General features: G+C 51.6%; 11 protein-coding genes and 2 tRNA genes. 9 read left to right on the top strand and 4 right to left on the bottom strand.

Annotated features, from left to right (window positions below; all coding sequences use genetic code 11):
• Positions 1-25: 25 nt before the first annotated feature.
• The 3 genes from AC1RKC_RS09695 to AC1RKC_RS09685 all read left to right on the top strand — a co-directional run bounded on the left by AC1RKC_RS09695 (position 26) and on the right by AC1RKC_RS09685 (position 3207).
• Positions 26-1162, top strand: coding sequence for an alpha/beta hydrolase (locus AC1RKC_RS09695; protein ID WP_201896241.1), 1137 nt, complete (start codon positions 26-28; stop codon positions 1160-1162).
• A 143-nt stretch (positions 1163-1305) separates the two neighbouring features.
• The gene (locus AC1RKC_RS09690) at positions 1306-2499 is read left to right on the top strand and encodes an MFS transporter (protein WP_041415494.1); all 1194 of its coding nucleotides are present in this window, start codon (positions 1306-1308) and stop codon (positions 2497-2499) included.
• Between the two features lie 333 nt (positions 2500-2832).
• Complete coding sequence (locus tag AC1RKC_RS09685; RefSeq protein ID WP_071888909.1) at positions 2833-3207, top strand: cell envelope integrity TolA C-terminal domain-containing protein; 375 nt, start codon at positions 2833-2835, stop codon at positions 3205-3207.
• Between the two features lie 97 nt (positions 3208-3304).
• Here the strand turns inward: AC1RKC_RS09685 and AC1RKC_RS09680 are convergent, their stop codons facing one another.
• Positions 3305-4501 (bottom strand): MFS transporter, encoded by a 1197-nt coding sequence (locus AC1RKC_RS09680; RefSeq protein ID WP_493092325.1) that lies wholly within the window; start codon positions 4499-4501, stop codon positions 3305-3307.
• A gap of 103 nt (positions 4502-4604) precedes the next feature.
• Between AC1RKC_RS09680 and AC1RKC_RS09675 the strand changes: the two genes are divergently transcribed.
• Together AC1RKC_RS09675 and AC1RKC_RS09670 are read left to right on the top strand one after the other, a co-directional pair.
• Positions 4605-5522: a LysR family transcriptional regulator gene (locus AC1RKC_RS09675; protein ID WP_020827651.1), complete on the top strand. Its 918-nt coding sequence runs from the start codon at positions 4605-4607 to the stop codon at positions 5520-5522.
• Positions 5523-5929: 407 nt separating this feature from the next.
• Positions 5930-6547, top strand: coding sequence for a dTMP kinase (locus AC1RKC_RS09670; RefSeq protein ID WP_261157236.1), 618 nt, complete (start codon positions 5930-5932; stop codon positions 6545-6547).
• Positions 6548-6740: 193 nt separating this feature from the next.
• Here AC1RKC_RS09670 and AC1RKC_RS09665 read toward each other — a convergent pair.
• Positions 6741-6816 (bottom strand) — tRNA-Asn (locus AC1RKC_RS09665).
• Positions 6817-6917: 101 nt separating this feature from the next.
• Positions 6918-7706, bottom strand: a complete 789-nt coding sequence (gene mtfA / locus AC1RKC_RS09660) for a DgsA anti-repressor MtfA (protein WP_046373175.1) — start codon at positions 7704-7706, stop codon at positions 6918-6920.
• 92 nt (positions 7707-7798) lie between these two features.
• Here mtfA and AC1RKC_RS09655 point away from each other — a divergent pair.
• Positions 7799-7888, top strand: a tRNA-Ser gene (locus AC1RKC_RS09655).
• An 85-nt stretch (positions 7889-7973) separates the two neighbouring features.
• Here the strand turns inward: AC1RKC_RS09655 and AC1RKC_RS09650 are convergent.
• Positions 7974-8936, bottom strand: a complete 963-nt coding sequence (locus tag AC1RKC_RS09650) for a GlxA family transcriptional regulator (protein WP_046373176.1) — start codon at positions 8934-8936, stop codon at positions 7974-7976.
• Between the two features lie 162 nt (positions 8937-9098).
• Between AC1RKC_RS09650 and AC1RKC_RS09645 the strand changes: the two genes are divergently transcribed.
• From AC1RKC_RS09645 to AC1RKC_RS09635, 3 genes are all read left to right on the top strand, one after another.
• On the top strand, positions 9099-9785 hold the full coding sequence (locus AC1RKC_RS09645) for a cysteine hydrolase family protein (protein ID WP_046373177.1): 687 nt from the start codon (positions 9099-9101) through the stop codon (positions 9783-9785).
• 270 nt (positions 9786-10055) lie between these two features.
• Positions 10056-11036: an AraC family transcriptional regulator gene (locus tag AC1RKC_RS09640; RefSeq protein ID WP_041414736.1), complete on the top strand. Its 981-nt coding sequence runs from the start codon at positions 10056-10058 to the stop codon at positions 11034-11036.
• A gap of 331 nt (positions 11037-11367) precedes the next feature.
• Positions 11368-12390, top strand: a complete 1023-nt coding sequence (locus tag AC1RKC_RS09635; protein ID WP_115058534.1) for a DUF1254 domain-containing protein — start codon at positions 11368-11370, stop codon at positions 12388-12390.
• The last annotated feature ends 84 nt before the right edge of the window (positions 12391-12474 follow it).

Here is a 12474-nt window from a genome sequence, read left to right as displayed (position 1 = left end):
TATTACGTTTTATGAGGGGATTTTGATGACTGCTTTCACCAAAAAACTGACAGCCGCGATACCCGCCATGCTGCTATGCGCATCATTAAGTGGAGTCACAAATATGAGTTATGCCGATACAACTAATCCTAACGCGCCTGTTTCGCTGATCGTTAAATGGGATAAAACCTTTGCTGAAAGCACGAAAGTTGATCACCGTAAAGTGACCTTTCAGAACCGCTACGGGATCACCTTGGTCGGAGATCTCTACATTCCGAAGGATCGTGGCGAACGTAAGCTGTCGGCTATTGCCGTCAGCGGCCCCTTCGGTGCGGTGAAAGAGCAGTCCAGCGGCCTGTATGCGCAGACGCTGGCGGAACAGGGGTTTGTTACCCTGGCGTTCGACCCTTCTTATACGGGCGAGAGCGGTGGCTACCCGCGCAATGTCGCGTCTCCCGATATCAACACCGAGGATTTCAGCGCGGCGGTTGATTTCTTAGGCCTGCAAAATGAGGTGGATCGCCATCGTATCGGGCTGCTAGGTATTTGCGGCTGGGGCGGCATGGCCTTAAACGACGCCGTGATGGATACCCGCGTCAAAGCGGTGGCGACCAGCGTGATGTATGACATGAGCCGCGCGATGGGGCATGGCGTGGGCGATGGCAAAGACCGTTATACCACCGCCGATCGCCGTGCCGTTCTGCAATACCTGAACGCCCAGCGCTGGAAGGATGCGGAAAATGGTGCTTTCGCGCCCGGCGGGCATGATATCTATGTGGATGAGAAGGGCAACGTCAGTGCGTCGGATCGTATTTTGCCGGAAACGTTACCCGCCAATCCCAATCCTGTTCTGAAAGAGTTCTTCGATTATTATCGCATGCCTCGCGGTTTTCATCCGCGTTCGGTCAACTCAACCGGTGCCTGGAATGCAACCATGCCGCTGTCATTTATGAGTATGCCGCTGCTGAGTTATGCGAATGAAGTCACTATCCCTACACTCATCGTGACCGGCGAAAAAGCCCATTCACGCTATTTTGCTGAAGATGCCTTTAAGGCGATCGGCAGCAAAGAGAAAGAGTTAGTGATTGTCCCTGGGGCAAACCACGTCGATCTGTACGACAACGTTGCGGGTAAGATCCCGTTTGCTAAATTTGAGCACTTTTTCAAAACAAACTTAAGATAATGGCCTGAAGCCGTCTGATATTTGCAGGCGACTGTTCATCGCCCGCACTTCATTCTTAACCACGTTTTTGTCGTTATTCTCTGAATAACGTCTGTCCCGGCTGCGGCTGTATCTCGCCGGGGCGATATAAAGAGATGCTGATAATGTCCATAGTAAGTCTGAAAAAATCACCCAATAAAACAGATGCATACTGGGGGGGCGTATTTGCCATGACGCTTTGCGTGTTTGTGCTGATCGCTTCCGAGTTTATGCCGGTCAGTCTGCTTACGCTCATTGCCAGTGATTTACACATTACTGAAGGGCTGGCAGGGCAAGGAATTGCCATATCTGGCGCGCTGGCGGTACTGACCAGCCTGACTATCTCCCATGTTGCCGGAGATCTGAATCGAAAATATCTTCTGCTGGGGCTGACGGTCTTAATGGCCATATCGGGAATAGTTATCGCCATGGCGCCTAACTATCCGGTTTATATGCTGGGGAGGGCTCTGATTGGCGTCGTCATCGGTGGATTCTGGTCAATGTCGGCTGCAACTGCCATTCGGCTCGTGCCGCAGCACCAGGTTACCCGCGCGCTGGCGATTTTTAACGGCGGCAACGCGCTGGCTACCGTTGTGGCTGCCCCACTTGGTAGCTACCTGGGGACGACCGTCGGTTGGCGTGGGGCCTTTTTGTGCCTCGTCCCCCTTGCGATGGCCGCGTTCATATGGCTATGGGTCAGCCTACCTATGATGGATATCGATAAAAAACAAAAGCCACAGAGATCTGTGCTTCGTCTGTTCAGAGTTTCTATCGTACCAACGGGACTGATGGCCTGCGGACTGTTTTTCATGGGACAATTTGCCTTATTTACCTACGTGCGTCCCTTTCTTGAGACCGTAGCCCGCGTAGGTCCTTCCGGGCTCTCTCTGATTTTGCTCGCAATAGGCGTAGCAGGTTTTGTCGGTACAATGTTTGTATCGACGTTCCTGAACGCCAGGTTTTATCAGACCTTAATCATGATCCCCCTGCTTATGGCAGCGACTGCCGGCACGTTACTGTTGGTTGGACACAGCATCTGGGCTGTTGCCATTTTGCTAAGCCTGTGGGGGCTGCTGGCGACGGCTGCGCCAACGGGATGGTGGACGTGGATTGCACGGGCGTTGCCCGAAGATGCAGAGGCGGGTGGTGGTCTCATGGTTGCGGTGATCCAGTTCTCGATTGCGCTTGGTTCAACGGCTGGAGGTCTGATATTCGACAGTCTGGGATGGCGAAGTACTTTTGGTTTGAGTGGTTTTTTACTTCTGGGGGCGGTCGCGATGACATTTGTCACATCCCGTCAAAGCAGTAAAGCGTACTAGCATAATCCATTTATTTCTGGCGTGCTCTTTGTCATGGGATATGGCAGAGAGCCGAATGTCTGCTCTCGCTCATAGCAGACGCCATGTCCCTCGGGCCAGACCGTTTGGTACCTGGGCGGAGGTAAAAACCGGTTGTACTAATCATTAGGGAACAATCACAGCTTATTAGCCCCCTCTACATGCTCAGAAGACGCATTTGAAACATCCAGTTGATATAGATAAATACTGGTTGAAAAGGTGCCAGGAATGTCTGAATAATATTCCTGTTCTATTGATATTTAGGTGAATTTGGAGCAATAAGTGGGAGCGTCTGAAACAGTAAATAAAATCGTTATGCTGGTAGTTGTGGGCAGCCTTGCTACGGGGTGCGTGCCGTTACATCCTTCCGGCTGCCATAAGACTACGGCGACGGGAAGTTGCAGTTCTGGCCGCTGGGATGATCAGGATGAATGGGGCGCGCAAGCGCGTGCAATCAGGGCTGCAGTTAATGCCAAACTTGTTGAGCCAGAAAAGTGGAAGGGAAGGAAATGCCGGTTGCATATAGAATTTGAACAGGATGGCTCGGCTTCAAACATATCAACTAGTAACGGCGATAAAGCATATTGCGAGGCGGTAAAATCAGCGGCCCAAAATGCAAAATTCCCAGTTTTCACCAACCCGGAGCTATATCGAGATTTTCAAAAATCCGGCTTCGATATGCGTGGTTAACCACATAATGATCATCTCAATGTCCGCTCCTCGCTCTCACCAGACCTTCAGCGTCACGTGTTTGTCTGCCGCGTGCCAACAGCGGACATTATGCTAATCAATGATCAGGTTGGAGCGTGCGTTTAGCCAGTTTCTTTTGCAGAATGATAACGATAATTGGGAGCCCTGATGCGGAAATTGCACATATCGCCAGCAACGTGTTTATATTTTGTGGCGTCATGCCTTGATCAGGTAATAGAAAAGCGGACAGGAAAAATGCGACAGTTGTAATCAGATACATTATTGATGTCTGTAATGAAGAGAATCCCGCTCGATGCCCGTCATCAGGAAACTGAATCGTAACCGCCGAAGATGAAACCAGGCGACTGTAAGATGCGCCGAGAAACAAAGTGATAAATAGCGCCGCATGCGGATAGCCAAGGATGGGTATTAGCAAGCTCAGTATAAAGACGATGGTTGACCCTGTAGCCAGAATCAAAGTAGAAACACGGGAGGTTAACGCGCCTGTCATTTTTGTAGACAGGTACCCTGTAACACCTCCGCCGAAGAACAGCCAAGGCAACAGGTCTTGAGAAGCGCCCAATTGCTGTGTCATTAATGGTACCAGAATGGGAATGACCAGCATTGGACTAAACTGTACCAGCGCATTACTGGAAGCAAACAGTAAAGTATCCGCATCGAGAGGCAGCGCGTGGTGTGTGTCGAAATAGACTGGGTCTTTAGGGATGATGGAGACAATCAGTGGTAATGCCAAAAAACACAGTGTGCTGATTAACCACAAAGCGACATGCCAACCATAATGAGTGCACAAAAATAATATAGTGGGCATTCCTACAATGCTTACCATCGAAAATGACGCAATCACCGTTGCCAACATTTTTCCGCGCAAGTTAGTCGGTGCGTGATTTATCAATATACTGATACCCACACCCATAGTCGTACCTCCAACCAATCCTGCACAGAATCGTAATGTAAGCAGAAGACTAAAATTGGAGGTGAATGTAGTCAAAAGTGTCAGCAGGCCGAGTAGTGCCATATTGGCGATTAAAAAACGTTTCTTATTGAAACCACCAATCCAGTAAAAGGCGATAATTCCCGACAGGACTGCCCCTGATGTGTACATACCAGATACATAGCCTGAGAATGATACAGGAACTGAGAAATCTGCTGCCATAAAAGCAAAAACAGGGTTGAACATCATATATTCCAGCGCATTAGTGAACTGGATAAAAGCCATTACAATAGCTATCCGTATGAGGGTTTTATGATTCAATGGCTTTGAGAGCAGTAGCATAGCAAGCGACCTATAGATGAAAGATATCCGAGTTTAACTGCTATCAATAGTGCTCATTAGATGGTAAAAATGGCATTTATTATTATCATATATGGGATAATTAATGCGGTCGGCTCTTGATTTTAATACCCTCAAAGTGTTCATTGCTGTGGTTGAAAGAGAAAGTTTTGTTGGGGCAGCGAAAGTCCTTGAAATGCCGACATCCAATGTGAGTCGTTGTATTTCTCAGTTAGAAGAAAAACTGAATCTTCAGCTCATTGAGCGCAGCACCCGACATATGAAACTCACCCAGGCGGGGCACTTGCTCTATACCCGAGCGAAGCCATTACTGGAGGCGCTTGAGCAAACTGAGACAGAATTAACCTTGCGGCAAATGCAACTCAAGGGTCCATTACGCATCTGTATTCCCAATGAAATAGGTCCTGCATTGCTGGGTTCTGTTGTTGCCGATTTCGCCTGTCTGTACCCGGATCTGGAGATCAGCTGCGTTACAAATTTGTCCGGTTTTGAATCCCTGCGAGATGATCTGGATTTAGCTATCATTGTCAGCCGTGGTCAGATGGACGACAGTGACTATATAGCCCGTCATCTGGTGACTATCCCTTGCAGCATCGTTGCAGCCCCCTCCGTCATTGAGCGTTATGGCACCCCTTCGCGTATACAGCAATTTGAAGAATTACCCTGTATTACAACGGTAAGTGCACTGAAAGGTGCTCCCTGGCAGTTTGTTAATAACAAGGGGGGATTCGAGACTATTAAGGTCAAAAGCCATTATCGGGTAAACAGCGGAGAGATGGCAGGACGAGCGGCGATATCAGGTGTCGGCTTTGCCATTCTATCGAAACAAGCATGCCAACCCTACATCAACGATGGACGGTTAATCGAGATTGATTTTGAACAATCGGCAGCCCCATTGCAATTGTTCGCACTTTATTCAGATCGGCGTTACTTACCCGCTAAAACAAGAGCGCTCATTGATTTCATGCATCAGAAATTGAGTAACATATCCTTCGCAACATAAGGCCGCATTGAATAGTCACAGAGAGCCCCGTTGGCGCAATGAGCCTCAAAACACAGAACGCCTGCTTCCCCTCAAATTGCACATCAACGTCCGTCTGCTTTAAAAACAGGCTTGGCGGGGGATGCTTTCCGTTTTGTCAGCGGATCCCTTAAACTACCTTGCGCAGGTCACAACCTATGGGCTATGACCATGCACGGCCGTAATTCTGGGTTTTTAAACGGGTGAGTTAGCGCCATTGCCGGAATGTTCATCGGTGTCTGTTGATAGAATCCCTCGATCCGATTCGCGCTGACGCGCCAGGTGCCCCGACGAACCAAGAGGGAGGGCAGCTATTCATACCAAGGAAGTAAGATGTTTTTGCCAGATTCAAGCTTTACAAAAACCGTATATCAATCGTCATTTGCAGAATGAGTCGTCAGCTGTTTGTTGCTCTGGATGGGCCCAAGGGCGCCGGTAAAACCACACTGTTGGAAGCCATTACGAAAAGACTAAGGGCAGACAACAAGAAGGTGATCCGACTTTGTGAGAAAAAAAGCGATCCCTACAGGGCGGAAACCATGGCCCTTGTTAACAAACTCGCCAGAAATCCCACTCTGGATTTGGAACTGGAGGTCTGTGCGCGCTTTGCGGATAGCCGTGCATGGATTTCCCGGCATGTGCTGACTAAACAGCCACCGGACAGCATTATCTTGATGGATCGCTGGTATCCCTCGGATGCCGCGTTTCGTCGGATGCTTCCATTTGCCGAGATTTTACAGCTCAACATTGAACGAAACGTGCGAACGCCAGACCTGCATGTCGGGGTTGTTACTGCGCCTGAGATCTCATGGGCGAGGGCCGCGGCTCGGCCGCGTGGGCTAAGCAGTACGGTGATTCATAAGCTGGAAGAGCATGTTGCTTGTACCCATGCGTTCGAGAGAGAAATTGCAAACCACGGCTGGTTTTTATGCCGTAATGAAGGCCTACTCGAAGACGCAACGATGCAGGTGATTGCTGAGATCTACAAAGTGTCTGGATGCCCATAGTCATCGGTGGGCAGAGCTTGCGCCACTCTTCAACTCTGTGTGAGCCTCAGAAAAGCTATAGTGCTTCCTGGCCGAAAGCACTGAACACCGTTAACGCGGCATCGTTATGGATAACATCGGATTCTGTCAAAGATTCAGTAATCCCGAACAGCAAAAAGCCCGCTTAAGTTTCCTTAAGCGGGCTTCTCTAATATGGCTCCTCTGACTGGACTCGAACCAGTGACATACGGATTAACAGTCCGCCGTTCTACCGACTGAACTACAGAGGAATTGTCTGAACGGGGCGCATCATATCCAGCCACCTGGAGTGTGTCAACGCTAAATTCGCCGATTCGGTGTGACTGCTCAGCATCTGAGCAATGCGGCCGACTTAAGGCAGTTCCGTACCGGTATCGGCCTGAAGCCGTTGTAAACGCGCCAGCGGATCCTGCTTATAGAAGCGGGTGAAATGTTGGTACAGCGCTGGAAAGCGGTTGGCCAACAGCTCGGGTGCGCTGAAAAAATACTCCGACAGTACGGCGAAGCACTCGGCTGGATCGGTGGCGGCGTAAGCGTCCATGCTGGCGGCTTCTTCACCCACCATGTCGATCTCGTCCTGCAGATTTTCCATTGCTGCGTGCAAGTCATGTTCCCAGGCGGCAATGTCGCGCAGCGGAAGAGGGGGCACACCGGTGGCGCTGCCGCCGTTGCGCATATCCAGCTTGTGGACGGCTTCGTGGATCACCAGGTTAAAGCCGGAAAGATCGAACGAGTCCTGCACGTCCTGCCAGTTAAGCACGATCGGCCCCTGTTCCCAGCTTTGACCGGACTGCACCACCGGCCCGGAGTGCACCAGGCCGAAGTCGTCCTGCCATTCGTCCTCTACCACAAAGGGCGTTGGGTAGAGCAGGATCTCATTGAAACCGTCGAGGCATTCGGCACCCAGCTCAAGCACCGGCAGGGCGAACAGCAGGGCGATGCGTGCCTGCATCTGTGACGTCAACTGCAGCCCCTGCAAGGGGACGATGCTTTTTTGCTGTAAAATCTGCCCGGCAACGGCAATCAGCCGCTGTTGTTCCTGCTCATCCAAAGGAGAAAGCAGAGGGATTGCCAGCGCGTCTTGCCACTGGGCAAGCGTTTCCGCCTGCGGTTGTTGCGTTTTCCACGGCCATTTAATCATCGCGTTGCTCGTAAAATCGTCACTTGAACATTCGGCTGGAGGCTAACTCTGTAAAAATGCCGCAAAAAGGGGCATGATAGCAAGCACTTGAAGGAGAGATGCCGGAGCGGCTGAACGGACCAGTCTCGAAAACTGGAGTAGGGGCAACTCTACCGGGGGTTCAAATCCCCCTCTCTCCGCCATTATTCAATCACTTACAGATGATTTTGTCTGTGATCCACGCCTCACCCGTCCTCACGCAATAAAAAAACACCGCTGCCGTTATTCTTAATGATCCGTCACCCGAAACTCTTTGCGATATAAGGACGGGGACGTTTTGAACTGCCGTTGAAAATGCCTGCGCATTGACAGCGCAGTGGCGAAACCTGCAGCCTGTGCGATGCGTTCAACCGGCTGGTCAGTTTTCTCCAGGAAGCGCTGTGCCATCGCCAGTCGTTGGTTCAACAGCCACTGCATCACGCTGGTGCCGGTGGTTTGCTGAAAACGGCGGGTAAAGCTGCGGCGGCTCATGCAGGCTCTTTCCGCCAGTTGGTCCAGCGTCAGCGGCTGCTGCAGATTTTCTGTCGCCCAATTCAGCGTTTGCATAAATCTGTCCCCTCCGGCGGTGTTATACACCGGCTGCTCGATAAACTGCGCCTGGCCCCCTTGTCGATGCGGCGGCACCACCAACTGCCGGGCTACCGCATTGGCTGTCTCTGCGCCACAACGCTTGCGTACCAGATGCAGGCAGCAGTCGATGCTGGCGGCGGTTCCTGCCGAAGTGACGATATCGTCGTTATCCACGTACAGCACGTTCTTGTCTATGGAGACCTGCGGATAGCGCTGCAGGAAGTCCGACATCCACCGCCAATGGGTGGTTGCCGGTCGTCCATTGAGCAGCCCGGCTGCCGCCAGAACAAACGCCCCCATGCACAACCCGACCAGAGTAGCACCGCGCGCATGGGCACTGAGCAAGGCATCGATTAACTGTGTCGGTGGCAGGACTTCGGGATCGCTCCAGCTCGGTACTATCACCATATCGGCTTGTGCCAGCGCCGCCAGCCCATACTCCGCGATAATCGAGAAGCCGGCGTTGGTTTTCAATGGCCCAGGCTCGGTGGCGCAAATCAATAATTGATACGCCGGTTCGCCTTTGCCGTTTAACGCCTTCTCAAAGACCGCGCAGGGGACCGAAAGGTGAAACGGGATGATATTGTTAAAAACCACGATACCCACTTTAAGTGGCGACATACGGCTTCCTTTGATGGTTAAACGCCGGCAGGAAATTTGGCCTGATGGTATCGCTTTTGGGTGTTGCGCTATCTGTTATCACGCCCCCAAAACCCACAGAATTTATCCCGACCCTGGCAGGATATTGCCTGCTGTTTTCTGCTCTAACAAGGATAAATGAGAATGAAAAAACTGATGGCTTGCAGCGCATTGACGCTCTCGATGGTGGCTTCCAGCCTGGCTTTTTCCGCCGACACGCCAGCCGCACCGACCATTCGTACCCTGAGTGGTGCCCAGCCAACGCAATCCTTATCAGCCAATGCCACGGCGCTGTTAGTGATTGATTATCAAAATGAATATTTTATAGGCAAAATGCCGATCCCCGACGGCGTTAAGGCGTTGAAAAATACGCAGCGCTTAGTCAGTTTCGCCCATCAGCATAAGATGCCGGTGTTTTTTGTGCGTCATCTTGGCCCGGCGAATGGCCCTCTGTTTGCCGAAGGGAGCAAGTTCGCCGAATTCCATCCTGACCTGCAACCCTCTGGCGGCGATCGTATTATTACCAAAGCCACTCCCAGCTCGTTTGTCGGTACCGATCTGGATCGTCAACTTAAGCAGGCCGGTATCAAGCAGCTGGTGATCGGCGGTTTGATGACCCATATGTGTGTTTCATCAACGGCGCGCGACGCGGTACCGCTGGGGTATACGGTGATTATTCCTGAAGATGCCACCGCCACCCGCGATCTGGCTACCTGGGACAACCAAATTGTCGACCACGCCGTGCTGCAACGTGCCGCGCTGGCCGGGGTAGCCGATGTGTTTGCCGAAATCAAAACCACCGATCAGGTATTGGCGCTGCCGGTGAATTGAGCGGCTTAATGGAGTGCCGCTGTGCTCAAACAGACAGCGGCATTGCGGCTTCTGCGTGGGAGGGGAATGGAGCTGGGGGACTACGAATGAAACGCGTTACGCGAAGATATAGTTTTTTCTCCAAGGTCAGATATACTCCTCAAAATTGGTTATCCGTCGTACATAACGCTGCGATCAGAAGCTTGGGTTGGGCAATGTTTTTGCTCCGACGCTGCTCTGTGCGCTCAAACAGTTTCTCTTCGTAGGCCTTAATAACAGGTGCGAACGCCGATGACGAATATTACGCCTTCCATCAAGCTGAGAAGTTTTCTCCAGATGGCCCCTTATCTGGCCATGCGAGGGGTATCGTCGTTGGAGTTCTTTCAACGCCTTGGCATTTCCCCAAACATTTTCCAAAACCCCGATATCTGGATCCCGCGATCGGCCTGTTTTCGTATTGCCAATGAAATGGCTGCCATCACGCAGGATCCTTTTGGTGGCGCCTATGTGGGGCACCTGACCGAAATTCGTTCGCTTGGCGTTTGGGGCGAAATGATCATGAACTCAACGAATATCGCCCAGGCCTGTGCGCTGGCGGCAACCCACGCGGCCATGCTGCATCAGGGGGGAGAAGTAAACATTGTCACCGAAGGCCGTACGACGAAACTCATCCACCAATTCACCGGGCAATATGAAGCCGATCCGCGGCAATTTATCCTCGGCAGTTTGGCGGTGCTCAGAAAAGTTCCGCTGATGTCCGGCGAGCCTTCTTCCATCCGTGTTCACATCAAGTCCTCGAGGGAAAGAGGGGACGACGCGCTTGAAGAGTGCCTGGGGCCGAATCTGGTGATGAATTCGAACTACAACATGATTGAGTTCGACCGCGATTTGCTCGAGATCCCGCTGAAAAATATCCGTGATGAGGCCTGGAAAACTACCGAAGCCTTGCGGACGACGGTTGAAACGGCAGGCGCGTTAATCAAGCGGATCGCCGATCCGGAGCAGCCTAAACTTACCGTTATTTCCAAAAGCATCAGGCTGTCACCGAGAACCCTGCAGCGTCGTCTCAAGTATTGCGGTGTCGAATTCGAAGCCCTGCGTGATGAAACCCGTCGCTGCGAAGCTCTGCAGCTCATGGCCAGCGGCAAATACTCGGCGACGGAAATTGCCTATATGGTCGGTTACAGCGATCAGGCGCACTTTACTCGCGCTTTTAAACGCTGGACCGGAAGCACACCGTCGTTTTACCGCTCAGCCTCAAAGAAAGGGTGAGCGTCAACTTCCTCGCAGCCACAAACACGCCAAAGATTTCTCCCTCATTTTAATGCCTCCTGGGGTCATCCGACTCTGGGTGCTTTGCGTCACCAGCAATTTCTCCCAATCGATAACGCTCAGCAACAATAAAGCCCATCTCCCCTGTATTTTGCCTCCCTTATGCCTGCTGGCTTTATCTTTGGCGTCAAATGGCAAGTCTCTTTCGAGGCGTTCTTATACAGTCCGCTAAGACAATTCCTAGCGTCGCTGGCGATGTGTTCAGAGATCGCAAAATAAGAAAGGATTGGCATTGGGAAACTGTATTAATTCATACCATCAGGGGGGTTACATGACTTATCTATCCACGGCCAGCGTGGTCGCACTCACATTGGCAACATTGGCAAGTGCGAACGCTCAATCCGTCGCGGGCGAAGTGATGCCGGTGGGCGTCGATAATTTTATCCGTGCCGAGTCCGATCTCTATATGGGCAATATGGTGAAGGAGGGCGGTCTGGGACGGTTTGTGCATAGTCGCGAACCCGTTGCCATCGACGCGCAAAGTGTCATCCGCATGAATCGGGATACGCTTTATTCGAGTGCGGTATTCGATCTTGATGCCGGCCCGGTCACCATCAGCTTGCCTGAAGCGGGTAAAAGATTCATGTCGATGCTGGTGGTCAATGAAGATCACTACGTACCCGCCGTCTTTTACGGCGCCGGCAGCCGTACTTTAACCAAAGATGCGGTCGGCACTCGCTATGTTTTTGTCGCGATCCGTACGCTGGTCGATCCCTCCGATCGCAAAGACCTTGAGCAGGTACATGTACTGCAGGATGCCATCAAGGTCAGTCAGGCACGGGCAGGGGAATTCGTCGTACCGAAATGGGATCCGGTGAGTCAGAAAAAGATGCGCGATGCCCTATTGGTACTCGGTGCTACGCTCCCTAACTATAACCAGGCTTTTGGTACCAAGAGCTCGGTTGATCCTATTCAGCATTTGATTGCCACAGCTTCCGGCTGGGGCGGCAATCCGAGCAAGGACGCCATCTATCTCGGCGGCGTGATGCCGAAAAATGATGGGAAAACCGTTTATCGGCTCAAGGTCGGGCAGGTTCCGGTTAAAAGTTTCTGGTCCGTGAGCGTTTATAACGCCGCCGGTTATTTTGAAAAGAACCCCTATGATGCTTATTCGTTAAATAACCTCACCGCTAAAAAAAGTGATGATGGCTCGATTATGATCCAATTTGGGGGCTGCGACGGCAAGATCGCCAACTGTTTGCCGACAATGCCAGGCTGGAATTATACCGTCAGGCTTTATCAGCCTGGTAACGAAATTCTTAACGGTAAATGGCATTTCCCACAGCCGCAGTGATCCGTTTTATTTAGTCGAGGCGGCCAGCTTGCATGGTCGAAAATAATCGCCCCCGGTAGCGGTGGATTTATAACGTGGCCGGGG

This window comes from Serratia sp. GW822-FHT06E05, assembly GCF_058799445.1.
This window is presented reverse-complemented; position numbering and strand designations above follow the sequence as displayed.

Excerpts from the sequence above, each read along its gene's own strand:
- AC1RKC_RS09695 (WP_201896241.1), top strand. The coding sequence starts at position 26 with ATGACTGCTTTCACCAAAAAACTGACAGCCGCGATACCCGCCATGCTG.
- AC1RKC_RS09690 (WP_041415494.1), top strand. The coding sequence starts at position 1,306 with ATGTCCATAGTAAGTCTGAAAAAATCACCCAATAAAACAGATGCATAC.
- AC1RKC_RS09685 (WP_071888909.1), top strand. The coding sequence starts at position 2,833 with ATGCTGGTAGTTGTGGGCAGCCTTGCTACGGGGTGCGTGCCGTTACAT.
- AC1RKC_RS09680 (WP_493092325.1), bottom strand. The coding sequence starts at position 4,501 with ATGCTACTGCTCTCAAAGCCATTGAATCATAAAACCCTCATACGGATA.
- AC1RKC_RS09675 (WP_020827651.1), top strand. The coding sequence starts at position 4,605 with ATGCGGTCGGCTCTTGATTTTAATACCCTCAAAGTGTTCATTGCTGTG.
- AC1RKC_RS09670 (WP_261157236.1), top strand. The coding sequence starts at position 5,930 with ATGAGTCGTCAGCTGTTTGTTGCTCTGGATGGGCCCAAGGGCGCCGGT.
- mtfA (WP_046373175.1), bottom strand. The coding sequence starts at position 7,706 with ATGATTAAATGGCCGTGGAAAACGCAACAACCGCAGGCGGAAACGCTT.
- AC1RKC_RS09650 (WP_046373176.1), bottom strand. The coding sequence starts at position 8,936 with ATGTCGCCACTTAAAGTGGGTATCGTGGTTTTTAACAATATCATCCCG.
- AC1RKC_RS09645 (WP_046373177.1), top strand. The coding sequence starts at position 9,099 with ATGAAAAAACTGATGGCTTGCAGCGCATTGACGCTCTCGATGGTGGCT.
- AC1RKC_RS09640 (WP_041414736.1), top strand. The coding sequence starts at position 10,056 with ATGACGAATATTACGCCTTCCATCAAGCTGAGAAGTTTTCTCCAGATG.
- AC1RKC_RS09635 (WP_115058534.1), top strand. The coding sequence starts at position 11,368 with ATGACTTATCTATCCACGGCCAGCGTGGTCGCACTCACATTGGCAACA.